The sequence below is a fragment of the Mycobacterium sp. shizuoka-1 genome (genome assembly GCF_002723835.1).
Lineage (GTDB): Bacteria > Actinomycetota > Actinomycetes > Mycobacteriales > Mycobacteriaceae > Mycobacterium.
Genome location: NZ_BEWG01000106.1, coordinates 1 through 24,904 on the forward strand (window position 1 = coordinate 1; position 24,904 = coordinate 24,904).

A 24,904-nucleotide genomic window follows, 5' to 3' on the forward strand; every position below is an offset into this window, starting at 1 on the left:
TCTCGTAGCCGTCGATGCGCGGCCCCGAGTTGCCGTACGGGGTGTTGATCACCATGTTGACCTCGCCGGCCACGATCGCGTCCACCGCGGACATCGCGGGCCTGCCGTCGCCGGGCTCCTCGAAATGCTTGCGCACGACGTCGCACGGGATTCCGTTGCGGCGCAGCATCTCCGCGGTTCCCTCGGTGGCGAGCACCCGGAAGCCCAGGTCGGCCAGTCGCTTGACCGGGAACACCAGCGAGCGCTTGTCCCGGTTGGCCACCGAGACGAAGATCGTGCCGGTGGTCGGCAGCGAGCCGTAGGCGGCCGTCTGGCTCTTGGCGAACGCACTGCCGAAGTCACGGTCGATACCCATCACCTCACCGGTCGACTTCATCTCCGGCCCGAGCAGCGAGTCGATGCCCGAGCCGTCGGCCTTGCGGAACCGGTGGAACGGCAGCACCGCCTCCTTCACCGCGATCGGCGCATCCGGGGCGGGCGTCGCCCCGTCACCGGTGGCGGCCAGCACCCCTTCGGAACGCAGTTGGGAGATGCTGGCGCCCAGCATGACTCGGGCGCACGCCTTGGCCAGCGGGATGGCAGTCGCCTTGGAGACAAACGGAACCGTACGGCTGGCCCTCGGGTTGGCCTCCAGCACGTAGAGCACATCGTCTTTGAGCGCATACTGCACGTTGAGCAGACCCACCACACCGACTCCGTGCGCGATCGCCTCGGTGGCCCGACGGACGGCTTCGATGTCGCTGCGGCCCAGGGTGACCGGCGGCAGCGCACAGGCCGAGTCACCGGAGTGGATCCCCGCCTCCTCGATGTGCTCCATCACGCCGCCGATGTAGACCTCGGTGCCGTCACAGAGCGCGTCCACGTCGATCTCGATCGCGTCCTCGAGGAATCGGTCGACGAGCACTGGGTGTTCGGGTGAGAGCTGCGTGGCCCGGGTGATGTAGCCGTGCAGCGTCTGTTCGTCGTAGACGATCTCCATCCCGCGGCCACCGAGCACATATGACGGCCGTACCAGGACGGGATAGCCGATGCGAGCGGCGATCTCGCGGGCCTCTTCGAAGCTGGTGGCGGTGCCGAACTTCGGCGCGGGCAGACCCGCGTTCGTCAGGACCTGACCGAACCGGCCGCGATCCTCGGCCAGGTCGATGGCTTCGGGGCGGGTGCCGACAACCGGCACCCCGGCGTCGGCGAGCCGCTTGGCCAGCCCCAGCGGGGTCTGGCCGCCGAGCTGCACGATCACCCCGACCACACCCGGGCCGCCATGGCCGGACTGCGATTCGGCGTGATACACCTCGAGGACGTCCTCGAAGGTCAGTGGCTCGAAGTACAACCGGTCGGCGGTGTCGTAGTCGGTGGACACCGTCTCGGGGTTGCAGTTGATCATGACGGTCTCGAATCCCGCGTCGCTCAGTGTGGTCGCGGCATGCACGCAGCTGTAGTCGAATTCGATGCCCTGCCCGATCCGGTTCGGTCCCGACCCGAGGATCAGCACCTTGGGGCGCTCGGTCTGCGGGGCCACCTCGGTCTCGGCAGCGGGATCCAGCTCATAGCTGGAGTAGTGGTAGGGCGTCTTGGCCTCGAACTCGGCCGCGCAGGTGTCGACGGTCTTGAACACCGGGTGCACGCCGAGGCGCTGGCGCAGTGCCCGCACACCGGTCTCGCCGGCCAATTCCGGCCGCAGCGAGGCGATCTGGCGATCCGACAGGCCGTTGTGCTTGGCCCGGCGCAGCAGGTCCTCGTCGAGGACCGGGGCGTCGATCAGCTCGCGGCGCAAGGCCACCAAGCGAGAGATCTGCTCGACGAACCACGGGTCGACGCCGGAGGCCTGGGCCACGTCCTCGACACTGGCACCCAGCCGCAGCGCCAGCTCGACGTCGTAGAGCCGTCCTTCGGTGGGGGTGCGCAGCCGGTCCAGCACATCGGACACCCAGCCGTCGTCGTCGGGGCCGGTCCAGAACCCCGCGCGAGTTGTCTCCAGCGAACGCATCACCTTGCCGAGAGCCTCGACGAAGTTGCGGCCCAACGACATCGCCTCACCGACCGACTTCATCGTGGTGGTCAGCGTCGGGTCGGCGCCCGGGAACTTCTCGAAGGCGAACCGAGGCGCCTTGACCACCACGTAGTCCAGCGTGGGTTCGAAGCAGGCTGGGGTTTCCTTGGTGATGTCGTTGACGATCTCGTCGAGGGTGTAGCCGATCGCCAGCTTGGCCGCGATCTTGGCGATCGGAAACCCGGTGGCCTTGGAGGCCAGTGCGGACGACCGCGACACCCGCGGGTTCATCTCGATTACGATGAGCCGGCCGTCTTTCGGGTCCACCGCGAACTGGATGTTGCAGCCGCCGGTGTCCACGCCGACCTCGCGCAGGATCGCGATGCCGAGATCGCGCATCGTCTGGTATTCGCGGTCGGTGAGCGTCATCGCCGGAGCCACCGTCACCGAGTCTCCGGTGTGCACACCCATCGGATCGACGTTCTCGATCGAGCAGACCACCACGACGTTGTCGCGGCCGTCGCGCATCAGTTCGAGCTCGTATTCCTTCCAGCCGTAGATCGATTCCTCGATCAGCACGTTGGCAGACGGCGACGCCGCCAGCCCGTCACCGGCCATCCGTTCGACGTCTTCGAGTGAATGCGCCATGCCCGAGCCCAGCCCGCCCATCGTGAACGACGGGCGGACGACGACGGGCAGCCCGAGCTCGGCGACGGTCTCGCGGACCTCGGCCATCGTGTAGCACACCCGCGACTTCGCCGACTCGCCACCGACTTTCGCGACGATGTCCTTGAACTTCTGCCGATCCTCGCCGCGCTGGATGGCGTCGAAGTCGGCACCGATCAGCTCGACGCCGTACCGCTCGAGGGCACCGTTCTCGTAGAGCGCGACGGCGGTGTTCAGCGCGGTCTGGCCGCCGAGGGTGGCCAGCAGCGCGTCGATCCGGTTGCCGCGCGCGGCCTGCTGGGCGATCACCTTCTCGACGAACGCCGCGGTGATCGGCTCGACGTAGGTGTAGTCGGCGTACTCCGGGTCGGTCATGATCGTCGCGGGGTTGGAGTTGACCAGGCTGACGGTCAGTCCCTCGGCCCGCAGCACCCGGCAGGCCTGGGTGCCCGAGTAGTCGAACTCGCAGGCCTGGCCGATGACGATCGGCCCGGAGCCGATGACCAGGACGTGCTTGAGGTCGGTGCGGCGTGGCATTTAGCGGTTCTCCCCGTTCATCAGGTCCACGAATTGGTCGAACAGGTAGTTCGCGTCGTGCGGGCCGGCTGCGGCCTCCGGGTGGTACTGCACCGAGAAGGCGCGCCCACTGGCGAGCTTGATGCCCTCGACGACCCCGTCGTTGGCGCAGGTGTGACTGACCAGCGCGGGGCCGAAGTCGGTGGCGAACTGCTCGCCGGCTTCGCCCTCGAGGGCGAAGCCGTGGTTCTGCGCGGTGATCGCCACCGCACCGGTGGCGTGGTCGATCACCGGGACGTTGATCCCGCGGTGGCCGAACACCATCTTGTAGGTGGAGCGGCCCAGCGCGCGGCCCAGGATCTGGTTGCCGAAACAGATGCCGAACAGCGGGATGTCGGCACCCAGCACCGCCCGGGTGACACCGACGACATGGTCGGCGGTGGCCGGGTCGCCGGGGCCGTTGGACAGGAACACCCCGTCCGGCTTGAGCTCGGCGATCTGGTCGAAGGTGGCCGAAGACGACAGCACATGGGTGCGGATCCCGCGCGCGGCGAAGTTGCGCGGTGTGTTGGTCTTGATCCCCAGGTCCAGTGCGACAACGGTGAACCGTTGGGGGCCTTCGGGTTCCACGATATAACCGTCGGGCGTGCTGACCTCGCCGGCGAGGTCGGCGCCGAGCATCGCGGGCTGGCTGCGCACCCGGCGCAGCATCTCCTCGGTGTCGGCAAGCGCGGGCCCGGAGAACACCCCGGCCTTCATCGAGCCCTGGCTACGCAGGTGGCGCACCACCGCGCGGGTGTCGATACCGGCGATGCCGACGATGTGCTGGCGTCGCAGCTCGTCGTCCAGCGTTCCGCTGGCCCGCCAGTTGGAGGCCCGCGGCGAGGGGTCGCGCACCGCGTAACCGGCCACCCAGATCTTGTCGCCGCGACTCTCGGCATCCTCGTGGTTCCAGCCGGTGTTGCCGATCTGCGGGGCGGTGGCCACCACGATCTGACGGTGATAGCTGGGGTCGGTCAACGTCTCCTGGTAGCCGGACATGCCGGTGGAGAACACCGCCTCCCCCAGAGTCTGTCCGACCGCACCGAATTCGGTGCCGGTGTAGACCCGCCCGTCCTCGAGCACTAGATGGGCTTTACCCGTCACGCTGCTTCTCCTGTTGTCGTCCATCGGGCATAGTCGCGGCGGTCGTCGCCGCGAAAGCCCGTATCAATCTCGGTGCCCGAGGGCAGCCGCCACCGGATCGCCAGGATGCCGTCCGGCGATTCGGCCTTGTTGCGACCGCCGGGCACGACCTTTCCGGCCAGTCCGCGTTCGGTGCGCACACCGCTGATCGCGCCCTGGGGGATCCAGATCGGGGTGGCGCCGGAGCGCTCGAGCAGGATCCCTTCGGGGTAGCGGGTCAGCACCGCTTTGCACCGATAGCCCAGGTCGCCGGCGGCAATCCGCTCCAGCCACCGCCCTGCCAGGGTACTGCCCACGTAGAGGCCTCTGGTCGGCGCGATCACCGCCGCGCTGAGCAGGTCAGGGATCGCAGGTAGTTCGCCGAGCAGGGCCAGCTGCCGGTCGCCACGATGCCGCCAGCCGCGCAGCATCCGCCCGATCAGCACACCGATGACGACGACGATCACGAACGCGAAGAGATACGCCCCGATCGCCGTGCCGGTATTCATGCCGGGCTCTTCCCGTCCCGCGCCGTCACCACGCCGCGCAGCAGGGTGGCCGTCACGGTCGCCGGCAGCGTCATCGCCGCGAACGGGGTGTTGGCCGAGCGGCTGGCGAGCTCGTCGCCCTCGACCACCCAGGTGGCGTCGGGGTCGACGACGACGAGGTTGGCGGGCTCCCCCACCTCCAGCGGGCGGCCCTGGTCGTCGAGTCCGACGATGCGGGCCGGGTTCTCGCTCATCACGCGCGCCACCCCACGCCAGTCGAGCAGGCCGGTCGCCACCATGGTCTCGACGACCACCGACAGTGCGGTCTGCAGGCCGAGCATGCCGGGGCGGGCCCGGGAGAACTCGCAGCACTTCTCGTGTTCGGCGTGCGGGGCGTGGTCGGTGGCCACGCAGTCCAGCACACCGTCGGCCAGCGCCTGGCGCAGGGCCTGGGCGTCGGCGGCCTCCCGCAGCGGTGGGTTGACCCGGTTCACCCCGTCGTAGCTGGCCAGCCGGCTGTCATCGAGCAGCAGGTGGTGCGGGGTGACCTCGGCGGTGATCGAAATACCTTGCTGCTTGGCCCATTTGATGAGCTCGACGGTGCCCGCCGTGGAGGCGTGGCAGATGTGCACGCGGGCCCCGGCGTCCCGGGCCAGCAGCGCGTCGCGGGCGACGATCGATTCCTCGGCGGCGCGTGGCCAGCCCGCCAGGCCCAGCCGCGCGGCGTTGGGGCCCTCGTGGGCGACGGCGCCGACGGTCAGTCGCGGCTCCTCGGCGTGCTGGGCGATCAGCACGCCCAGGCCGGTGGCGTACTCCAGCGCCCGGCGCATCACCAGCGGGTCGTGCACGCAGATGCCGTCGTCGGAGAACATCTTGACCTGTGCCACCCCGGCCGCCATCAGGCCCATCTCGGTGAGCTGCTTGCCCTCGAGCCCCACTGTCACTGCGCCCACCGGGTGCACGTCGACCAGGCCGACCTGCTGCCCGCGCCGCCACACGTGGTCGGTCACCACCGGGCTGTCGGCCACCGGATCGGTGTTGGCCATCGCGAACACCGCCGTGTACCCGCCCAGAGCCGCTGCCGCCGAACCGGTTTCGATGTCCTCGGCGTATTCGCGGCCAGGCTCGCGCAGATGGGTGTGCAGGTCGACGAAGCCGGGCAGCAGCACCTGGCCGGTGGCGTCGATGACGTCGGCGTCGTCGGGCGCCGTGAGGGCGGGACCGATCTCGGCGATCTGCCCGTCGGCCACCAGGACGTCGACCTGGTCACCCTCGCCGTAGAGCCGCACGCCGTGGATCAGGATCGGCGGGCCGCAGCGATGCGACCCGGGAATTGAATCTGTCATACCGACACCGCCTCGTCCGTGCCGACCAGCAGATGGAACAGCACCGCCATCCGGACATGCACACCATTGGAAACCTGTTGCAGCACAGCTGATTGCGAGGAATCGGCGGCGGCAAACGAGATCTCCATACCGCGCAGCATCGGACCGGGATGCAGCACCACCGCGTGCCCGGGCAACACTGCCTGCCTGCGATCGGACAGCCCGTAGCGGATCGAGTACTCGCGCTCGGAGGGGAAGAACCCGCCGTTCATCCGTTCGGCCTGTACTCGCAGCATCATCACCGCGTCGGCGGCGGGCAACTCGGCGTCCAGATCGTGCGACACCCGCACCGGCCAGTCCTCGACTCCGACCGGCAGCAGCGTCGGCGGGGACACCAGCACCACCTCCGCGCCGAGGGTGGCCAGCAGGTTCACGTTCGAGCGGGCCACCCGGCTGTGCAGGATGTCGCCGACGATGACCACCCGCCTGCCCTCGATGTCGCCGAGACGCTGACGCAGGGTCAGCGCGTCGAGCAGCGCCTGGGTGGGGTGTTCATGGGTGCCGTCGCCGGCGTTGATGACGCAGGGACCGGTGCCGTCGGGTTCCAGCGTCCACTCGGCCAACTGCTGGGCCGCACCCGAGGCCGGATGGCGGATGATCAGCGCGTCGGCGCCTGCGGCCCGCAGGGTGAGCGCGGTGTCGCGCAGCGATTCGCCCTTGGCCACCGAGGAGCCCGAGGCACTGACGTTGATCACGTCGGCGCTCATCCACTTGCCCGCCACTTCGAACGACACCCGGGTGCGGGTGGAGTTCTCGTAGAACATCGTGATGATCGTGCGCCCGCGCAGCGTGGGCAGTTTCTTGACCTCGCGGCCCAGCAGGGCCTGCCGGAACCGGTCGGCGTTGTCGAGGATCGCGGTGGCCTCGTCGCGGGTCAGATCGGCCGCCGAGAGCAAGTGCCTGATGCTCATCTCGCGGGGCCTCCCTGCGGAGCGATCCAGATACCTTCCACGTCGTCATCCTCGGCCAGCCGCACCTTGACGTTCTCGCTGCGTGAGGTGGGCACGTTCTTGCCGACATAGTCGGCCCGCAGCGGCAGTTCGCGGTGGCCCCGGTCGACCAGGACCGCCAGTTGGACGATCTTCGGCCGGCCGATGTCGCGCAGCGCGTCCAGGGCGGAGCGGACCGACCGGCCGGTGTAGAGCACGTCGTCGACCAGGATCACCAGCGCGTCGTCGATGCCACCGGCCGGGATCGAGGTCTCCTCCAGGGCGCGGGGCGGTTTGAAGTCCAGGTCGTCACGATAGAGCGTGATGTCCAGGCCGCCCTGGGCGACCGCGATCCCGGAGAATTCTTCGATCTTGGCGGCCAGCCGCTTGGCCAGCGTGACTCCCCGGGTGGGGATGCCGAGGAGGACGACGCGGGGGGCGTCGGGAGCGTCGAGAGCGGTCTTCTCGATGATCTGGTGGGCGATGCGGGAAACGGTTCTACCGACGTCCGCATCGGACATCAATTCGCGGTCGGTGGAGCCCACGAGCTTTCCGGACCTCCTTCTCCGCCTCTCTGGACGGATCGTTAAAGGATGTCGAACTGCCGGGCAGCTTAACACCCCTTACCGCCACATCTCGAAACACGGCCGTCAGTAGAATCGGCCCGGTGAATCTCGCGGACAATCGCACCTCGGTCGTGCAGGCAGTCGATGAGGGAATTCTGTCCGGCGCCGTCACACTGCTGTGGCAGGGCGGAAAGGTCGTGCAGGTCAACGAGATCGGCCAGCGCGACGTGGAAGCCGGCCTGCCGATGCAGCGGGACACCATCTTCCGGGTCGCCTCCATGACCAAGCCGGTGACAGTGGCCGCGGCGATGAGCCTCGTCGACGAGGGCAAGCTCACACTCACCGATCCGGTCAGCCGCTGGCTGCCGGAACTGGCCGACATGCAGGTCCTCGTCGATCCGGCCGGACCGCTGGATCGCACGGTGCCCGCGCGGCGGCCGATCACCGTCGACGACCTGATGACCCACCGCAGCGGCCTGGCCTACGTCTTCTCGGTGGCCGGACCGATCGGCAAGGCCTACGGCCGGGTGTCACTGCGCCAGGACCAGGACCACTGGCTGGCCGAGATCGCGCAACTGCCGCTGGTCCATCAGCCCGGCGAGCGGCTCACCTACAGCCATGCCACCGACGTGCTGGGCATCCTGATCTCCCGGATCGAGGGCGCGTCGCTGCACACCGTGCTCACCGAGCGGGTGCTGGCCCCGCTCGGGATGGTCGACACCGGGTTCTACATCTCCCCCGACAAGCGCGCCAGGGCGGCCACGATGTACCGGCTCGACGAGGAATCCGGGCTGCACCACGACGCGATGGGTCCGATCCCGGTCACCGAGCCCCGGTTCTGTCAGGGTGGGGCCAGCCTGGTGACGACGGTCGACGACTATCTGCGCTTCGCGCGGATGTTGTTGAGCGGCGGCGAGATCGACGGGGTGCGGGTGCTGTCCGAGGAATCGGTGCGGCTGATGCGTACCGACCGGCTGACCGCGGAGCAAAAGCAGGTCCCGTTCCTGGGTCTGCCGTTCTGGACGGGGCGCGGCTTCGGGCTGAACCTCTCGGTGGTGACCGATCCGGCGAGATCCGCGCAGTTGTACGGCCCCGGTGGGGAAGGCACGTTCAGCTGGCCGGGTGCCTACGGCACGTGGTGGCAGGCCGACCCGGCCAACGATCTGATCCTGATCTATCTGGTGCAGAACTATCCGAACATGAGTGCACCGGCGGCTGCGGTTGCCGGCAACACCTCGCTGGCCAAGCTGCAGTCGGTGCAGCCGAAGTTCGTCCGCCGCACGTACGGCGCGCTCGGCCTCTAGATCATCGCGATCGGCGAGATCGCCACTCCGGCCTCCAGCGCGCCCACGAGTTCGCGGCTCACGTCGTAGTCGAACACCACGTGGCCGGCGATGACGTCGATGTCACGCTTGGCCCGCTGCAGCGGGTTGTGCAGGAAATGCGCACTGGCTCCTGATGATTCGAGCAGATCGGCGACGACGGCGCGCGATTCGTGGACGATGTGGGCGGCGGCCAGCCGCGCCTGGGCCCGCACCGACCGCGGGATCCGGGCTTGGCCGGCCACCAGAGTCTCGATCGTCGAGACCGTGTCGGCGAGCAGTCCGTGCAGGGCGCGCAGCCGCACCCGGGCATCGCCGAGGCGGATCTGGGCGGCGGGTTGCTGTTTCTGGGCCACCCCGGAGTAGGCCAGCACCCGCTCGCCGAGACGGGTGGCGAATACGTCCGCGACGTGTTCGGCCGCCCCCAGCGCGGGCATGGCCGCGAGCAGGGCCAGCGCGGGAACCATCGGCCACCGGTAGGCGCTGCCCTGGTGCAGTGCCGCGCCGGGCGCGGTGCCGGCGTAGACGTCGGGCACGCCGACCAGCCGGTGCGCGGGCACGAACACGTCGCTGACCACGACATCGTGGGATCCGGTCCCCCGCATCCCGTCGGTGTGCCAGACATCCTCGACGGCGACGTCGACGACCGGGAGCAGCGCCAGCGCCGGGTACAGCTGATCCTCGGGGCCGCACAGCGCGCCCACCATCACCCAGTCGGCGGCCATGATCCCGGTCGCCCACGACCACCGGCCGCTCAGCCGGACCCCGCCGTCGACCGGCAGGCCGCGCCCCGTCGGCGCCAGCGGTGCCGGACACAGCACCGGCCCGTCGGCGAACACCTCGTCCTGGGCCTGTTCGCCGAACAGCGCCAGCATCCAGTTGTGCAGGATGTAGAACCCCAGGGTCCAGGCGCTCGAGGCGCAGCCGTGCGCCATCCGGCGTACCGGGTCCAGGATCGCGGGAAACGGCGCCTGCTCGCCGCCGTAGCGGGCCGGCAGCAGCAGCCGTCCCATGCCGGCGGTCCGAAAGTCGGCGATGGTGGCGTCGGGTAGCCGGCGAAGCTGCTCGGCCTCGGCCGCTCGCTGCGCCAGAGCTGCCACGAAATCGTCGCTGATCGCGAGCACGGCGCGACGCTACCATACTTTTTGGTATGGAGTCAGTGTCGCAGCATGATGTCCAAGAAGCGCTGCTGGCGTCCCGCAGCGCCGTCGTCCGGCGCGGAAGCCGACAGGTGCAGTAAGCCGACCCCGGCCGCGAACGTCGCATCGGCGCGCACCTGCGCGTCCTCGCTGCCGAAGCCGTCGTCGAGATAGGCCTGACGGACCGCCTGACGAACCCGCCGGTCGGCGGCCGCCACCGCGGCGGCCACGCTCTCATCCGAGCGGGCCCATTCCCGCATCGCCCGCTCCAGCGTCCAATGCCGTTGGCTCAACAGCACACCCATCATCCGGGTGAGCCGCTCCCGCGGCGGCAGGCCGGCGTTCGCGGCGAACGCGGCCCGCTCGCTGTCGTGCAGCGAAGCCCACGTGTCGACCAGCGCGGACCGGTAGGCGCTCAGGTCGGTGAAATGCCAGTAGAAGCTGCCCTTGGTGGCGCCGACCCGCCGACACAGCCGGTCCAGGGTCAGCCCCTTGACGCCGTCGGCGGCGAGCAGCGAGAAGCCCGCCTCCACCCAGTCCGTCGCGGCGAGCATGGCGGCGAGATTACGCCTCGGGCCCGGAACCCCGTACCGCGGCGGCCGCCGCGCGGATCTGCGGAGTGACCAGCATGACCTGGCCCAGCACTCCGTTGACGAAGCCCGGCGAGTCGTCGGTGGACAATTCCTTGGCCAGCTCGACCGCCTCGTCGACGGCCACCGGTTCGGGCACATCCTCGGCGTGCAGCAGCTCCCAGACCGCCACCCGCAGGATCGCGCGGTCCACCGCGGGCAGCCGCTCCAGCGTCCAGCCCTGCAGGTGCGACGTGATCAGCTCGTCGATGTGGGCGGCATTGGCGGTCACCCCCTGGGCGACGGTCACCGTGTACGGATTGAGCACCGAGACGTCCGGGTTCGCCTCGGCCAGCGCGGTGCGCGCCGCGGCGACCTCGGCGGCGGTCAGGCCCCGGGCCTCGGCCTCGAACAGCAGGTCGACGGCACGCTTGCGCGCCTGATGCCGACCCTTGTCGGCCTTGCGGTCGGCCATCTCAGGCGTTCACGCGCCCGGTCATGCCGTTAGGCATTAACACGCCCCAAATAGCTGCCGTCGCGAGAATCCACCTTGAGCTTGTCCCCGGTGTTGATGAACAGCGGAACCTGGATCTCGGCCCCGGTCTCCAGCGTCGCCGGCTTGGTGCCCGCGCTGGACCGGTCGCCCTGCAGACCGGGCTCGGTGTGGCTGACCTCGAGCTCGACGGTCACCGGAAGCTCCAGGTACAGCGGGCTGCCCTCGTTGAAGGCGATCTGCACGGGCATGCCCTCCAGCAGGAAGCCGGCCAGGCGCCCCACCAGGGCCTCCGGCAGCGGGTGCTGCTCGAAGTCCTCGGAGTCCATGAACACGAAGTCCGCCCCGTCGCGGTACAGGTAGGTGGCGTCGCGCCGGTCGACGGTCGCGGTCTCCACCTTCACGCCGGCGTTGTAGGTCTTGTCGACGACCTTGCCGGAGAGCACGTTCTTGAGCTTGGTACGCACGAACGCCGGGCCCTTGCCCGGTTTGACGTGCTGGAACTCGATGATCTGCCAGAGCTGGCCGTCGATGTTCAGCACGAGGCCGTTCTTGAAGTCGGCAGTTGATGCCACGGTCGGTCGTTCTCCTCTGTCTATCCCGGTCTTAAACGACCGCCAGTTCCTTCGGGAACCGGGTCAGCAGTTCGGTTCGCTCGCCGACGACCAGGGTGTCCTCGATGCGGACACCGCCACGGTCGGGCAGGTAGACACCGGGTTCCACGGTCACCACGGAGCCAGCAAGCAGTGTACCGGCGGCCGCCGAGTTGATTCCCGGCGCTTCATGGATCTGCAGTCCGACGCCGTGGCCCAGGCCGTGGCCGAAGTACTCGCCGTAGCCGGCGTCGACGATGACCGACCGAGCCGCGCCGTCGACGTCGCACAACTCGACCCCGACGTCCAGGGCGTCCCGGCCGGCCCGTTGGGCGGTCGCCACCAGGTCGTAGATCTCCCGCTGCCAGTCGGCTGCCGTACCGAGCACGAATGTGCGGGTCATGTCCGAGTGGTAGCCGCCGACCAGCGCGCCGAAGTCGATCTTGACGAAGTCGCCGCGGGACAGCACGGCGTCGGTGGGCCGGTGATGCGGAATCGCCGAGTTGGCGCCCGCGGCCACGATCGTCTCGAACGACGGCCCGTCGGCGCCGTGATCGAGCATCAGCGCCTCGAGCTGGCGGCCCACCTCCCGCTCGGTGCGGCCCGGCCGCAGCCCGCCGCCGGCCACCAGTTCGGCCAGCGCCGCATCGGCGGCCTCGCACGCCAGGCGCAGCAGCGCGATCTCGCCGGCGTCCTTGATCTCCCGCAGCTCCTCGACCATGCCCGAGGCCCGCACCAGCTCGGCACCGGGGTGCTCGGCCAGCGCGCGGGCCAGCGCGTCGAAACCGTCGACGGTCACGACGTGGCTTTCGAACCCGATCCGGGCGGCCCCGTCGGCCACCGCGCGGCCCACCAGGTGGCGCCCGCAGGCCCGCTCGATGACCGTCTCGACATCGGGCGCCTGGCGGGCGGCCTGGGTACGGTACCGGGAGTCGGTGGCCAGCACCGTCGGCGTGTCGCCGGCGAACACCAGCAGCGCGGCGTTCGACCCGGTGAAACCGGACAGATAACGGACGTTGACCAGGTCACTGACGACGAGCGCGTCCACTCCGGCGGCGGCCAGCCGGGCGGCCAGTCGCTCCCGGCGTTGGGAATGTGTCACGGTCGCTGACGGTACTCGCTACGCTGGCTTCTCATGACTACGTGGATGTTGCGCGGACTGGCCTTTGCTGCCGGCATGGTGATCGTCCGGCTGGTGCAGGGCACCCTGATCAATATCTACGAGACGAAGGCCGGACTGATCAGCATCTCGCTGGTCGTGCTGTTCGGGATCGCGTCGTTCGTGTGGGGTCTGTTCGACGGCCGCGCCGACGCCAACGCGCAGCCCGACCCGGACCGCCGCCGCGATCTGGCGATGACCTGGCTGCTGGCCGGGCTGATCGCCGGCGTCGTGAGCGGCCTGGTCACCTGGCTCATTTCGCTGTTCTACAAGAACGTCTACGCCGAGGGCCTGATCAGTGAAGTCACCACGTTCGCGGCGTTCACCGCGCTGATGGTGTTCATCCCGGCCATCGCCGCGGTCGCGCTGGGACGCTTCCTGGTCGACCGCAAGCGGCCCGACCAGCCGCGCCGCCGCGAGGACGGCAGCCAGGCCGACGTGTTCGACGCCGTCCGCGACGACGACCGCACCGGGCCGATCGCGGGTCTGGGCGCCTCGGAGTCCGCCACCGCGCAGGAGCAGACCTCGTCGGTGGCGACCGCCGAGCGCGACGAGCCGACCGAGCAGATCGACATGACGGGCAAGTCCGACAAGTCCTGAGGCCGGCCGCCGCTCAGAGCGCTGCGAGCGGCGACCACTTCCCGACGTCGTAACCGTCGGCGTCAGCCACCAGTACCGGCGCCCCATGCCCGGGGTAATGCGCCGGAAAGACCATGGCGCCCGCAGTGGCCGCTTCGGTGAACACCCGCCGGCGGGTGCCCCGGGCGGCAGCCGGGTCGACGTCGAACGCGCACGCGTCGTCGGGCCGCCGGATCTGGATCGGGCAATGCGTCAGGTCCCCGACGAACACCGCAGGACGGCCCGCGTCGAGCCACAGCACCGAGGAACCCGGCGTGTGCCCGGCCGCCGGGCGCAGCCGCAGCGACGGGCTGAGCACCATGTCGTCGGCCCACAGCTGGATCTGGTCGGTCACCGGGATCACGCTGTCGGCCAACACCGTTCGCATACCGTCGTTCTCGCCCTCGCCGCCGGGACCGAAGAACCGGTAGTCGGGCTCGGGCATCACATAGCGGGCGTTGGGGAAGGTCGGCACCCAGCGGCCGTCGACCAGCTGGGTGTTCCAGCCCACGTGGTCGGTGTGCAGGTGGGTGTTGACCACGATGTCGACGTCGGCCGGATCGACACCGGCCGCGGCGAATCCGGCGAGAAAGTCCGTCGACAGGTGATCCAGCGGCGGCATGTGCGGGCGGTCGCGGTCGTTGCCGACACCGGTGTCGACCACCACGATCAGCCCGTCGACCTCCACCACCCAGGACTGCATCGCGATCCGCCACTGCTGCGCCTGGCGGTCCCAGAAGTGCGGCTCCAGCAGGTCGGCATGCTCGGCCCAGGCCTGCTCCGGGGTGTCGGCGAACAACGAGGTGCGCATCTGCACCTGGGTCTCGACGATGCGGGTGACGGCGGCCCCGCCCAGCGTCAGCCGGTTGGTCACGGCTGGTCGAGCGTGGTTTCCAGGGTGGCCAGGTAGCGCAGCGCCAGCAGATAGCCCTGCACGCCGAGCCCGACGATCACCCCGGTGGCCACCGCGCTCAGATACGAATGGTGCCGAAACTCTTCGCGGGCATGCACATTCGAGATGTGCACCTCGATGAGCGGAGCTTTCAGCTCGGCGCAGGCGTCGCGCAGCGCGATCGAGGTGTGGGTCAGCGCTCCGGCGTTGAGGATCACCGGGTCACCGGCGTCGGCTGCGGCATGCAGCCAATCCAATAGCTGGCCTTCGCTGTTGGATTGCCGGACCACTGCGGACAGGCCGAGCTCGGTTGCCTGCGCCTCGATCAGCATGACCAGGTCGTCGTAGGTTGTGCTGCCGTAGATTTCGGGTTCCCGGCGGCCGAGCCGGTCCAGGTTCGGTCCGTTGAGTACCAGGACGGTCGTCACTGCTTCTCCACCTCCGCGTAGGCCGCCGCCAGCAGCGCCGGGTCGGGCCCCTCCAGCCGGCCCGGTTTGGCCAGCCCGTCGAGGACCACGAAGCGCAGCACGCCCGAGCGGGTCTTCTTGTCGCCGGCCATGATCTCGACCAGTTCGGGCAGCACGCCTGCCTCGTAGCTGACCGGCAGACCCAGCGAGTTCAGTACGTCGCGGTGCCGGTCGGCGGTGGCGTCGTCGAGCCGGCCGGCCAGCCGGCCCAGCTCCGCGGCGAACACCAGGCCCACCGAGACCGCGGCGCCGTGGCGCCACCGGTAGCGTTCGCGGCGTTCGATGGCGTGCGCCAACGTGTGGCCGTAGTTCAGGATTTCGCGCAGCGCCGACTCCTTCTCGTCGGCGGCCACCACCTCGGCCTTGACAGCGATCGCCCGCCGGATCAATTCCGGCAGCACCGCGCCGGTCGGGTCGACCGCGGCCTGCGGGTCGGCCTCGATGAGGTCGAGGATCTTCGGGTCGGCGATGAAACCCGCTTTGACGATCTCGGCCATTCCGGCGACGAGTTCGTTGTGCGGCAACGTCTCCAGCATCGCCAGATCGACCAGCACGCCGGCCGGCTGATGAAAGGCGCCCACCAGGTTCTTGCCCGCGTCGGTGTTGATCCCGGTCTTGCCGCCGACCGCGGCGTCGACCATCGCCAGCAGTGTGGTCGGGACGTGCACGATGTCCACCCCGCGCAGCCAGGTCGCCGCGGCGAACCCGGCCACGTCGGTCGCGGCGCCGCCGCCGAGACTGACCAGCGCGTCCTTGCGACCGATCCCGATGCGGCCCAACACTTCCCAGATGTAGCCCACCACCGGCAGGTCCTTGCCCGCCTCCGCGTCGGGGATCTCGATGCGGTGGGCGTCGACACCCTTGTCGGACAGGTGGACCCGGATGGCCTCGGCGGTCTGGGCCAGCACCGGCTGGTGCAGGATCGCCACCTTGTGCCGGCCGCCGATCAGCTCACCGAGCTCGCCGAGCAGGCCGGTGCCCACGATCACCGGGTAGGGCGGGTCGACGGCGACCTCGATGGTCACCGGCGTTGAGGTGTCGGTCATTTACGGGCTCCGGCGCGGCGAGCGGCCAGCGCCGCCGGGGTGGCGGGCGTGACCGGGGTGGATTCGGATGAGTCATCCGCTGGCGGTGGGGTGGAACGCTTGTCGGCGCCCGACGACGAACGCCGCCAGGGTGGCCTGCGCCGGCGCGGCGGCGCCGGGTTCTCCATCCGGGTGATGATGTGGCGCACCACGGCACCCGGATTGCGCCGGTTGGTGTTGACCCGGATCGTGGCGACGCGGCGATAGAGCGGCACCCGCTGGTTCATCAGCGCGCGGTATTTCTCGGCGTGGTCGGGTCCGGACAGCAGCGGGCGAACGGTGTTGCCGCTGGTCCGACGCACGCCTTCGGCCGCGCTGATCTCCAGGAAGATCACTGTGTGCCCGGCCAGCGCGTCGCGCACTCCGGGGCTGGTGACCGCGCCGCCCCCCAGCGACAGGATGCCGTCGTGGGTCTGCAGCGCGTCGCGGATGACCTCTTCTTCGATACGGCGGAATTCCGGCTCGCCGTCGGTGGCGAAGATGTCGGCGATGGTGCGGCCGGTCTTCTCCTCGATGGCGGCGTCGGTGTCCAGCATGGCCACGCCCATCGCCTTGGCCAGCCGCCGCCCGATGGTGGATTTCCCCGAGCCGGGCAACCCGATCAGCACGGCCTTCGGCGCCATCGTGCTACCCCGACGCCCGGACCGGCGACTCCGACGGCATCCGCTCGGCCACCGCCTGCAGGTACGACTCGACGTTGCGCCTGGTCTCGGTCAGCGAGTCGCCGCCGAACTTGTCCAGCACCGCACGGGCCAGCACCAGCGCCACCATAGTTTCGACGACGACGGCGGCGGCGGGCACCGCGCAGACGTCGGAGCGCTGATGGATCGCCACAGCCTCGTCGCCGGTGGACATGTCGACAGTGGCCAGTGCGCGCGGCACGGTCGAGATCGGCTTCATCGCCGCCCGCACCCGCAGCGGCAGGCCGTTGGTCATGCCGCCCTCCAGGCCACCGGCCCGGTTCGTGGAGCGGACCACACCGTCGGGACCGGGATACATCTCGTCGTGCGCCTGGCTGCCACGGCGGCGGGCCGTCTCGAACCCGTCGCCGATCTCGACGCCCTTGATGGCCTGGATGCCCATCACGGCGGCGGCCAACTGGCTGTCGAGGCGGTTGTCGCCGCTGGTGAACGAGCCGAGCCCGACCGGAAGGCCGTGCACGACGACCTCGACGACACCGCCCAGGGTGTCGCCGTCGCGTTTGGCTGCCTCGATCTGTTCGATCATGTCGGCCTCGGCCGCCTTGTCCGACGCCCGGACCGGGCTGTCGTCGATGCGGGCCAGGTCCCCGGCGGCCGGCGGAGGTCCGTCGTACGGTGCCGACGCGCCGATCGAGATCACGTGGGAGAGCACCTCGACGCCCAGCACCTGGCGCAGGAAGGCCCGGGCGACGGTGCCTGCGGCGACCCGCGCGGCGGTCTCACGGGCACTGGCCCGCTCCAGCACCGGGCGCGCGTCGTCGAAGCCGTACTTGAGCATGCCTGCGTAATCGGCGTGGCCGGGCCGCGGCCGGGTCAGCGGCGCGTTGCGCGCCACGTCGAGATCGTCCGCGCTGACCGGGTCGGCGGCCATCACGGTCTCCCACTTGGGCCACTCGGTGTTGCCGATCTCGATCGCGATCGGACCGCCGAGGGTGGCGCCGTGGCGCACCCCGGCCAACACCGTGACCTGGTCCTGCTCGAATTTCATCCGGGCACCGCGGCCGTAGCCCAGGCGACGGCGCGCCAGCTGCTCGGCGATATCGGTGGAAGTGACCGCCACACCGGCGACCATGCCTTCGACCACGGCTACCAGCGCGCGGCCGTGGGATTCACCGGCGGTCGTCCATCGCAACACGCGTCCCATCTTCCCACGTCGGTCACGGCAGACCCAATCTGCTTTCCCACCGGCGCCGCGCTAGAACATCACCAGCGCCGCGGCCGCCAGACTCGCCACGCACATCGACGGGCCGTGCGGCACCGTCGCGGTGCGGTCGCGGAGTGCCACCACGACGGCGAGCAGAGCGGTCAGCACCGGCGCGCCCAGTGCCGCCAGCAGCCAGACGTCGACCCCCAAGGCACCTGTCAGAGCGCCAACGCCGAGCGCCAGCTTCACGTCCCCGGCCCCCAGGCCGGCCGGAATCGCCAGGTGCACAACCAGATACAGCCCGGCCAAACTCCCCGCCCCGGCCAGCGCAGGCAGCCCGCGGCCACAACTGCCCGCGACGGCGAGCAGTACCACCGCCCCGGGCAGTGTCAGCACGTTCGGGAGCCGCCGGTGACGCACGTCGTAGCCGGCCAGCGCCGCCGACCACACCAGCACCACCCCGACCGCCAGCGCCCGCATCCGCGGACGTTAACCCAGCGCGGCCGCCATCTGCTCGCGCGGGGCCGGCCGGCCTGTGAATTGTTCGACCTGACTGAAGGCCTGGTGCAGCAGCATCTGCACGCCGCTGACCACCGCGCCGCCGGCATCGCGCACGGCCGCGGCCAGTGGCGTGGGCCACGGGTCGTAGATGGCGTCGAGCAGCACCGGCACCGCCGCGAACACCCCGGCGTAGCGGGCCGCGGCATCGGCGGGAATCGTGCTGACCAGCACATCGGCACCGGCCACGACCGCCGGGAGGTGCGGATCGGCCAGATCGCAGAACGCGGCGGTGACGCCGACGGTCGCGCCGAGCTCGACCAGCCCGGCGGCCTTGTCGCGGTTGCGGGCGACGACGGTGATCTCGGTGGCGCCGAGGTCGGCCAGCGCCACCACCGCCGCCGGAGCCGTGCCACCCGAACCCAGTACGATCGCGCGGCGCAGGGGCCCGACGTGCCCCAACGCCCCGATGACCCCGTCGATGTCGGTGTTGTCGGCCCGCCAGCCTCGGGCGGTGCGGACCAGGGTGTTGGCCGAGCCGACCAGTTCGGCTCGGTCGGTGCGCTCGTCGGCGACCTGCAGGGCGGCGAACTTACCCGGCATCGTCACCGACAGACCGACCCACTCGGGGCCCAAACCCCGCACCAGGCCGGGCAATTGGTCGGCGGTGCAGTCGATGCGCTCATAGGTCCAGTCACGCAGGCCGAGCGCGCGGTAGGCCGCCAGGTGTAGCAGCGGCGATTTCGAATGCGCGACGGGCGACCCGAGGACCGCCGCCTTGCGCGGGCCCACTAGCGGGCCGAATCGAGCACGCCGTTGCGCCGCGCCAGCTCGATATTGGCCAGGTGCTGCTGATAGTCGCGGGTGAACAACGTGGTGCCCTCGGTGTCCACGGTGACGAAGTACAGCCAGTCCCCCGGCTCGGGCCGTTCGGCGGCGGCCAGCGCCTCCTCGCCGGGCGAGCAGATCGGGGTGGCGGGTAGCCCTTCGGCCGCGTAGGTGTTCCACGGCGTCTGCTGGGCCCGGTCGGCGTCGGTGGTGGCGACTTCCTGCCGGTCGAGCGGATAGTTGACGGTGGAGTCGAATTCCAGCTTCTGCGGCACCGCCAGCCGGTTGTAGATCACCCTCGCGACCTTGGCGAAGTCGTGTGGCTTGGCCTCCCGCTGCACCAGCGAGCCGACGATCAGAATCTGGTAGGGCGACATGTTCATCGCCGCGGCGGTGTCCAGCAGGCCGCCGCCGACGTAGTGGTCGGCGCTCTGCCCGACCAGCTTGGCCAGGATCTCCTGCGGCGAGGCCGACGGATCGACATTCCAGGTGCCCGGTGCGATCAGGCCTTCCAGGCGGCGATGGTTGCGGCCCAGCGAGCTGACCGGCTGCGCCGCCCACTGCGGGATGTTCAACTGCTCGGGCGGCGCCTGTTCGGCGGCTCGGCGCAGGTCCTCGGCGGCGACGCACTTGCGCACCCCGTTGAGCTGGACACAGCTGGCCTTGGAGATCAGCGTGAAGATGCCGTCGGTCACCTTGCCGGTGCCCACCTCGGCGATGTCGTCAAGCTGGCGGCCCTCCGGGATCACCAGCTTGCCCACCCGGTTCTGCGGGTCGGCCAGCCGCTGGACCGCCGCCGACGCCGACATCTCGGTGCGCACCACGTAGAACCCGGGCTGGATCGCGGCGATCGCCGCGTTGTCCTTGGCCGCGTCGACGAAGCCCTTGACGTTGGCGATCACGTTGGCGTCGCGCAGCGTCTGCCCGATCGACGTGGTGGAGTCGCCGTCGTGGACCTGGATGACCACGTCGTCCTTGCCCTCGCCGGAGTATCCGCTCGAGCCGCTGAACAGCTTGGCACCCAGATACACCGCGGCGATGACCACGACGATCAGCAGTGCCGCGGCACCCGCACCGATCATCCTGCGGCGGTTGCGGTTTCGACGGGCGCGCACCCGTTCGAGTCGACTCATCCCGCTGCGCGGCGGCCCGACCGCCAGCGGCACCGAGCGGTCGTGGTCGAAGTCGTCAGACATCGTCACTGCCCGTCTCTGTCGTGTCCCCGCGGTTCGGCCCCGGAGAAGTGTCGCGCCGTTGGTCGAGCCAGCCCTGCAGAATCCCGACCGCGGCGGCTTGGTCAATCACACCGCGCTGGGCCTTGGCGCGCACGCCCGCCTCGCGCAGCGCACGCTGGGCCACCACCGTGGTCAGTCGTTCGTCGGCCAGCCGCAGCGGCACCGGGGCGATGCGCCCGGCCAGCGCGTCGGCCACGTCGATCGCGTCCTGTGCGGACGTCCCGACCCGGTCGGCCAGCGTGCGGGGCAGTCCGACGATCACCTCGACCACCTCGAACTCGGTGACCAGTGCCTGCAGCCGGCGCAGATGCTTGCCGGAGCGTTCCCGTCGCACCGTTTCCACCGGCGTGGCCAGGATGCCGTCCGGATCACTGACCGCCACCCCGATCCGCACCGTGCCGACATCGATGCCGAGCCGGCGCCCGCGCCCGGGATCGTCTGCGCCGGGCCGATCGGGCACACGGTTGGAAGCGGAGCGCACTGACGCTAGCTCCGGGCGATCTCTGCGCGAACCGCCGCCAGCGCAGCGTCGATACCCGCGGCGTCCTTGCCGGAGCCCTGGGCCAGGTCGGCCTTGCCGCCGCCGCGCCCGCCGACGGCCGGCGAGATCTGCTTGACCAGTTCGTTGGCGCTCAGCCCGGCGTCCTGCGCGGCGGGGTTGGTCGCCACCACGAACGGCACCGAACCGTCGTCAGCCTCGCTGATCAGCACCACGACCGCGGGCTCGGAGCCCATCTTGCCGCGGATGTCGCCGACCAGGGAGCGCAGATCGCCGCCGTTCATGCCGGCCGACATCCGCTGCGCCACCAGACGGACCTTACCCACCTGCTCGGCGCCCGCGGCGGCATTCCCCGCGGCAGCCCTGGCGGTGGCCATCCGCATCCGGTCGAGTTCCTTCTCGGCCGCCTTGAGCCGGTCCACCAGGCTCGCGACCCGGGCGGGCACCTCGTCGGACGGCACCTTCAGCGAGGAGGCCAGCCCGGCCATCAGCGCGCGTTCCTTGGCCAGGTGGCGGAACGAATCCAGGCCGACGTAGGCCTCGACGCGGCGCACGCCGGAACCGACCGAGGACTCCCCGAGGATGGTGACCGGACCGATCTGAGCCGAGTTGTGCACGTGGGTGCCACCGCAGAGTTCCAGTGAGAACGGGCCACCGATCTCGACCACGCGGACCTCGTCGGGGTAGGACTCGCCGAACATCGCCATGGCGCCCATCGCCTTGGCCTTCTCCAGCTTCTCGTTGAAGGTGTGCACCTCGAAGTCGGCCTGCACGGCCTCGTTGGTGACTTCCTCGACCTGAGCGCGCTGCTCGTCACTCAGGGCGCCCTGGTAGTTGAAGTCGAACCGCAGGTAGCCCGGACGGTTCAGCGAACCGGCCTGAACGGCGGTGGGCCCCAACACCTGTCGCAACGCAGCGTGCACCATGTGCGTGCCGGAGTGACCCTGGGTGGCGCCGCGACGCCACTCGGGATCGACGGCCGCGGTGACAGTGTCACCCTCGACGAATTCGCCGGACTCGACGTTGACCCGATGCACCCACAGGCTCTTGGCGATCTTCTGCACATCGGTGACGGCGGCCTTGGCCGCGGCGCTGCCCGCGGTTCCGGAGATCGCGCCCACGTCGGCGATCTGCCCGCCGGACTCGGCGTACAGCGGGGTGCGATCCAACACGATCTCGACGCGCTCGGGCGGCGGAGTTTCGGAGTGCACGCGGGGGTGATGCGCCACCACCGGTACCCGCTTGCCGTCGACGAAGATGCCGAGAATCCGGGCCTCACTGGTCAGCTCGTCGAAGCCGGTGAACTCGGTCGGCCCGGCATCGACGAGCTCGCGGAACGCCGACAGGTCGGCGTGGGCGTGCTTGCGGGCGGCGGCGTCGGCCTTGGCCCGGCGGCGCTGCTCGGCCATCAACTCGCGGAAGCCGAGCTCGTCGACGCTCAGGCCGGCTTCGGCCGCCATCTCCAGGGTGAGTTCGATCGGGAACCCGTAGGTGTCGTGCAGGGTGAATGCCTCTGAGCCGCCGAGCACGGATTTGCCTGCCGACTTGGTGGCGGCCGCGGCCTCCTCGAACAGCTTCGAGCCTGACGCCAGCGTGCGGTTGAACGCGGTCTCCTCGGCCACCGCGATGCGCTGGATGCGGTCGAAGTCGGTGACCAGTTCGGGGTAGGACGGGCCCATCGCGTCGCGGACGGTGATCATCAGCTCGGCCATGATCGGCTGCTCGACGCCGAGCAGTTTGGCCGCCCGGATGATGCGGCGCAGCAGCCGGCGCAGCACGTAGCCGCGGCCCTCGTTGCCGGGGGTGACGCCGTCGCCGATGATGATTGCCGCGGTGCGGCTGTGGTCGGCGATCACCCGGTAACGGACGTCGTCCTCATGGCTGCCCTGGCCGTAGCCGCGGGGGGCGTACTGCGCCACCTTGTCGATCACGGGGCGCAGCAGGTCCGTCTCGTAGACGTTGTCGACGTTCTGCAGCAGACAGGCGATCCGCTCGACACCCATCCCGGTGTCGATGTTCTTGCGCGGCAACGGCCCGAGGATCTCGAAGTCGTCCTTGCTGGTGCCCTCGCCCCGCTCGTTCTGCATGAACACGAGATTCCAGATCTCGATGTAGCGGTTCTCGTCGGCTTCCGGGCCGCCCTCGACGCCGTATTCCGGGCCGCGGTCGTAGTAGATCTCCGAGCACGGGCCGCACGGGCCGGGGATGCCCATCGACCAGTAGTTGTCGGCCATCCCCCGGCGCTGGATCCGCTCGATCGGCAGACCGGTGACCTCCTGCCAGAGCTCGACGGCCTCGTCGTCGTCGTAGAAGACCGTGGCCCACAGCCGCTGCGGGTCGAAGCCGTAGCCGCCCTCGTCGACAGGGTTGGTCAGCAGCGACCAGGCCAGCTCGATCGCGCGGCGCTTGAAGTAGTCACCGAACGAGAAGTTGCCCGCCATCTGGAAGAAGGTGTTGTGCCGGGTGGTGATGCCCACCTCGTCGATGTCGGGCGTGCGGATGCATTTCTGGATGCTGGTGGCCGTCGCATACGGCGGGGTGCGCTGCCCGAGGAAGAACGGCACGAACTGCACCATGCCCGCGTTGACGAACAGCAGGTTCGGGTCGTCGAGGATCACCGAGGCGCTGGGCACCTCGGTGTGACCTGCCTTCACGAAATGATCCAGGAAGCGCTTCCTGATCTCGTGTGTCTGCACTGGGGTTCCTTGCGTTCGGGGTGCGGCTCGACTGACGCTTCGACCGCCCCACATTACCGGGCGGCCCGGGCTCAGCCGCCGACGAAGCTCAGCCGGACCGATCGGCGCGGGTTGTCCCGGTTCAGGTCGACCAGCACCACGCTCTGCCAGGTACCCAGCAGCGGGGTGCCGTCGGTCACCGGAAGGGTCACCGAGGGCGCCACGATGGCCGGCAGCACGTGGTCGGCGCCATGCCCGGGTGAGCCGTGCGAGTGCCGGTAGCGCTCGTCGCGCGGCAACAACCGTTCCAGGGTGTCGAGCAGGTCGTCATCGGAGCCGGCTCCGGTTTCGATGATCGCGAGACCGGCGGTGGCGTGTGGGACGAAGACGTTGCACAGACCGTCACCGCGGCCACGGCAGAAGGACCGCACCTCGTCGGTCAGGTCGACGATCCGCCGCCGCGAGCTGTCGACGTCGAGCACATCGGTGTCCACGGTCCCAGGGTACGGACCTGCCGGAAACCGTTGCCAGGCGATATCGGTCGGAGGAAGGTGAAGACAGCCGGTGGTGCCACCGGGGCGCCGCCCCGAATCGAAGGAGGTGGAGAAGTGCACGCACGATCTACCACGTTTGTCGCGCGCCCGGAATCCGTCGACGCCGGGATCGCGATGTTCCGTGACGACGTGATGCCCGCGCTGCGGGACCTGGCCGGCTGTATCGGCATGTCGCTTCTGGTGGACCGGGAATCAGGCCGCTGTATCGCCACCACCGCGTGGGCCGACAAGGCGGCCATGCAGGCCAGCGCCGACCAGGTGCGCCCGATGCGCGCTCGGGCGGCCAAGGCGTTCAACGCCGCCACCTCGGTGGACGAATGGCAGATCGCGGCCGTCCACCGCGAGCACCGCTCCGCCGACGGCGCGTGGGTGCGGGCCACCTGGCTGAAGGTCAGGCCCGACCAGTTCGACCGCGCCGTCGACTTCTACAAGTCGACGGTCCTGCCGGAGATCGAGGCGCTCGACGGGTTCGCCAGCAGCAGCCTGATGAGCGACCGGGTGTCGGGCCGGGCCGTGGTCTCCACGACCTACGACAGCCGCGAGGCGATGGAGCGCAGTCAGGACACCGCCCGCTCGTTACGCACCGCGCTGCTGCGCGATCTGGGCGCCGATCAGCTCGACGTCGGCGAATTCGAACTCGCCATCGCACAGCTGCGGGTCCCCGAGCTCGCTTGACGACGAAATGACTTGAGGGACAACGACGGGACTTAAGTCTCTCCCCACCGGCCG

The 24,904-nt window shown here is 69.8% G+C and carries 25 protein-coding genes; 3 read left to right on the plus strand and 22 right to left on the minus strand.

Going from position 1 to position 24,904, the window contains the following annotated elements; translation table 11 throughout:
• The 6 genes from carB to pyrR all read right to left on the minus strand — a co-directional run.
• The coding region (carB, locus tag MSZK_RS26675) for a carbamoyl-phosphate synthase large subunit (protein ID WP_099251554.1) at positions 1–3,193 on the minus strand (3,193 nt) is incomplete at its 3' end.
• Positions 3,194–4,342, minus strand: coding sequence for a glutamine-hydrolyzing carbamoyl-phosphate synthase small subunit (carA, locus tag MSZK_RS26680; RefSeq protein WP_199203509.1), 1,149 nt, complete (start codon positions 4,340–4,342; stop codon positions 3,194–3,196). It abuts the gene before it with no gap.
• A complete protein-coding gene (locus MSZK_RS26685) occupies positions 4,315–4,845 on the minus strand; it encodes a transporter (RefSeq protein WP_099251556.1) in 531 nt (176 codons plus the stop codon). Before MSZK_RS26685 ends, carA begins: the two co-directional genes overlap by 28 nt.
• Positions 4,842–6,170, minus strand: coding sequence for a dihydroorotase (locus MSZK_RS26690; RefSeq protein WP_099251557.1), 1,329 nt, complete (start codon positions 6,168–6,170; stop codon positions 4,842–4,844). Before MSZK_RS26690 ends, MSZK_RS26685 begins: the two co-directional genes overlap by 4 nt.
• Entirely contained in the window at positions 6,167–7,120 is a 954-nt protein-coding gene (locus MSZK_RS26695; RefSeq protein WP_099251558.1) for an aspartate carbamoyltransferase catalytic subunit, read from the minus strand. The genes MSZK_RS26690 and MSZK_RS26695 overlap by 4 nt, the downstream gene beginning before the upstream one ends.
• Positions 7,117–7,683: a bifunctional pyr operon transcriptional regulator/uracil phosphoribosyltransferase PyrR gene (pyrR, locus tag MSZK_RS26700; RefSeq protein ID WP_099251559.1), complete on the minus strand. Its 567-nt coding sequence runs from the start codon at positions 7,681–7,683 to the stop codon at positions 7,117–7,119. The genes MSZK_RS26695 and pyrR overlap by 4 nt, the downstream gene beginning before the upstream one ends.
• A 122-nt stretch (positions 7,684–7,805) precedes the next feature.
• On the opposite strand from pyrR, the gene MSZK_RS26705 reads away from it, so the two are divergent.
• Positions 7,806–9,008, plus strand: coding sequence for a serine hydrolase (locus tag MSZK_RS26705; protein ID WP_099251560.1), 1,203 nt, complete (start codon positions 7,806–7,808; stop codon positions 9,006–9,008).
• On the opposite strand, the gene MSZK_RS26710 is transcribed toward MSZK_RS26705, so the two are convergent.
• The 5 genes from MSZK_RS26710 to MSZK_RS26730 are packed head-to-tail and all read right to left on the minus strand — an operon-like array spanning position 9,005 to position 12,922.
• Positions 9,005–10,150 (minus strand): acyl-CoA dehydrogenase, encoded by a 1,146-nt coding sequence (locus tag MSZK_RS26710; protein WP_099251561.1) that lies wholly within the window; start codon positions 10,148–10,150, stop codon positions 9,005–9,007. The two genes, MSZK_RS26705 and MSZK_RS26710, sit on opposite strands and share 4 nt — an antisense overlap.
• Positions 10,151–10,182: 32 nt before the next feature.
• Complete coding sequence (locus tag MSZK_RS26715; protein ID WP_099251562.1) at positions 10,183–10,719, minus strand: TetR/AcrR family transcriptional regulator; 537 nt, start codon at positions 10,717–10,719, stop codon at positions 10,183–10,185.
• A 10-nt stretch (positions 10,720–10,729) separates the two neighbouring features.
• Positions 10,730–11,209, minus strand: coding sequence for a transcription antitermination factor NusB (gene nusB / locus MSZK_RS26720; RefSeq protein WP_099251563.1), 480 nt, complete (start codon positions 11,207–11,209; stop codon positions 10,730–10,732).
• 29 nt (positions 11,210–11,238) lie between these two features.
• The gene (efp, locus tag MSZK_RS26725) at positions 11,239–11,802 is read right to left on the minus strand and encodes an elongation factor P (protein ID WP_099251564.1); all 564 of its coding nucleotides are present in this window, start codon (positions 11,800–11,802) and stop codon (positions 11,239–11,241) included.
• A 31-nt stretch (positions 11,803–11,833) separates the two neighbouring features.
• Entirely contained in the window at positions 11,834–12,922 is a 1,089-nt protein-coding gene (locus tag MSZK_RS26730; RefSeq protein WP_099251565.1) for an aminopeptidase P family protein, read from the minus strand.
• Between the two features lie 33 nt (positions 12,923–12,955).
• Here MSZK_RS26730 and MSZK_RS26735 point away from each other — a divergent pair, with 33 nt between their 5' ends.
• Entirely contained in the window at positions 12,956–13,579 is a 624-nt protein-coding gene (locus MSZK_RS26735; RefSeq protein ID WP_099251566.1) for a B-4DMT family transporter, read from the plus strand.
• A gap of 13 nt (positions 13,580–13,592) precedes the next feature.
• Here MSZK_RS26735 and MSZK_RS26740 read toward each other — a convergent pair whose 3' ends face one another.
• The 11 genes from MSZK_RS26740 to MSZK_RS26790 form a co-directional block, all read right to left on the minus strand.
• On the minus strand, positions 13,593–14,471 hold the full coding sequence (locus tag MSZK_RS26740; protein ID WP_099251567.1) for an MBL fold metallo-hydrolase: 879 nt from the start codon (positions 14,469–14,471) through the stop codon (positions 13,593–13,595).
• Complete coding sequence (gene aroQ, locus MSZK_RS26745) at positions 14,468–14,917, minus strand: type II 3-dehydroquinate dehydratase (protein WP_099251568.1); 450 nt, start codon at positions 14,915–14,917, stop codon at positions 14,468–14,470. Before aroQ ends, MSZK_RS26740 begins: the two co-directional genes overlap by 4 nt.
• A complete protein-coding gene (gene aroB / locus MSZK_RS26750) occupies positions 14,914–16,002 on the minus strand; it encodes a 3-dehydroquinate synthase (RefSeq protein ID WP_099251569.1) in 1,089 nt (362 codons plus the stop codon). The genes aroQ and aroB overlap by 4 nt, the downstream gene beginning before the upstream one ends.
• Positions 15,999–16,664, minus strand: a complete 666-nt coding sequence (locus MSZK_RS26755) for a shikimate kinase (RefSeq protein ID WP_099251570.1) — start codon at positions 16,662–16,664, stop codon at positions 15,999–16,001. Before MSZK_RS26755 ends, aroB begins: the two co-directional genes overlap by 4 nt.
• A 4-nt stretch (positions 16,665–16,668) precedes the next feature.
• On the minus strand, positions 16,669–17,877 hold the full coding sequence (gene aroC, locus MSZK_RS26760) for a chorismate synthase (RefSeq protein ID WP_099251583.1): 1,209 nt from the start codon (positions 17,875–17,877) through the stop codon (positions 16,669–16,671).
• A gap of 60 nt (positions 17,878–17,937) precedes the next feature.
• Positions 17,938–18,366, minus strand: a complete 429-nt coding sequence (locus MSZK_RS26765) for an A24 family peptidase (protein WP_099251571.1) — start codon at positions 18,364–18,366, stop codon at positions 17,938–17,940.
• Between the two features lie 9 nt (positions 18,367–18,375).
• The gene (locus MSZK_RS26770) at positions 18,376–19,176 is read right to left on the minus strand and encodes a shikimate dehydrogenase (RefSeq protein WP_099251572.1); all 801 of its coding nucleotides are present in this window, start codon (positions 19,174–19,176) and stop codon (positions 18,376–18,378) included.
• Positions 19,176–20,408 (minus strand): endolytic transglycosylase MltG, encoded by a 1,233-nt coding sequence (gene mltG, locus MSZK_RS26775; protein WP_099251573.1) that lies wholly within the window; start codon positions 20,406–20,408, stop codon positions 19,176–19,178. Before mltG ends, MSZK_RS26770 begins: the two co-directional genes overlap by 1 nt.
• On the minus strand, positions 20,401–20,928 hold the full coding sequence (ruvX, locus tag MSZK_RS26780; RefSeq protein WP_099251574.1) for a Holliday junction resolvase RuvX: 528 nt from the start codon (positions 20,926–20,928) through the stop codon (positions 20,401–20,403). Before ruvX ends, mltG begins: the two co-directional genes overlap by 8 nt.
• 5 nt (positions 20,929–20,933) lie before the next feature.
• Positions 20,934–23,642: an alanine--tRNA ligase gene (gene alaS, locus MSZK_RS26785; RefSeq protein ID WP_099251575.1), complete on the minus strand. Its 2,709-nt coding sequence runs from the start codon at positions 23,640–23,642 to the stop codon at positions 20,934–20,936.
• Positions 23,643–23,713: 71 nt separating this feature from the next.
• Positions 23,714–24,103, minus strand: coding sequence for a secondary thiamine-phosphate synthase enzyme YjbQ (locus tag MSZK_RS26790; protein WP_199203510.1), 390 nt, complete (start codon positions 24,101–24,103; stop codon positions 23,714–23,716).
• Positions 24,104–24,229: 126 nt separating this feature from the next.
• Here MSZK_RS26790 and MSZK_RS26795 point away from each other — a divergent pair, with 126 nt between their 5' ends.
• Positions 24,230–24,850 carry an antibiotic biosynthesis monooxygenase gene (locus MSZK_RS26795; RefSeq protein WP_099251577.1) on the plus strand — a complete coding sequence of 207 codons (621 nt, stop codon included), beginning with the start codon at positions 24,230–24,232 and terminating at the stop codon, positions 24,848–24,850.
• Positions 24,851–24,904: the final 54 nt, after the last annotated feature.

Excerpts from the sequence above, each read along its gene's own strand:
- MSZK_RS26765 (WP_099251571.1), bottom strand. The coding sequence starts at position 18,366 with ATGCGGGCGCTGGCGGTCGGGGTGGTGCTGGTGTGGTCGGCGGCGCTG.
- MSZK_RS26690 (WP_099251557.1), bottom strand. The coding sequence starts at position 6,170 with ATGACAGATTCAATTCCCGGGTCGCATCGCTGCGGCCCGCCGATCCTG.
- mltG (WP_099251573.1), bottom strand. The coding sequence starts at position 20,408 with ATGTCTGACGACTTCGACCACGACCGCTCGGTGCCGCTGGCGGTCGGG.
- MSZK_RS26755 (WP_099251570.1), bottom strand. The coding sequence starts at position 16,664 with ATGGCGCCGAAGGCCGTGCTGATCGGGTTGCCCGGCTCGGGGAAATCC.
- carA (WP_199203509.1), bottom strand. The coding sequence starts at position 4,342 with ATGGACGACAACAGGAGAAGCAGCGTGACGGGTAAAGCCCATCTAGTG.
- nusB (WP_099251563.1), bottom strand. The coding sequence starts at position 11,209 with ATGGCCGACCGCAAGGCCGACAAGGGTCGGCATCAGGCGCGCAAGCGT.
- MSZK_RS26715 (WP_099251562.1), bottom strand. The coding sequence starts at position 10,719 with ATGCTCGCCGCGACGGACTGGGTGGAGGCGGGCTTCTCGCTGCTCGCC.
- aroB (WP_099251569.1), bottom strand. The coding sequence starts at position 16,002 with ATGACCGACACCTCAACGCCGGTGACCATCGAGGTCGCCGTCGACCCG.
- MSZK_RS26735 (WP_099251566.1), top strand. The coding sequence starts at position 12,956 with ATGACTACGTGGATGTTGCGCGGACTGGCCTTTGCTGCCGGCATGGTG.
- MSZK_RS26685 (WP_099251556.1), bottom strand. The coding sequence starts at position 4,845 with ATGAATACCGGCACGGCGATCGGGGCGTATCTCTTCGCGTTCGTGATC.
- MSZK_RS26695 (WP_099251558.1), bottom strand. The coding sequence starts at position 7,120 with ATGAGCATCAGGCACTTGCTCTCGGCGGCCGATCTGACCCGCGACGAG.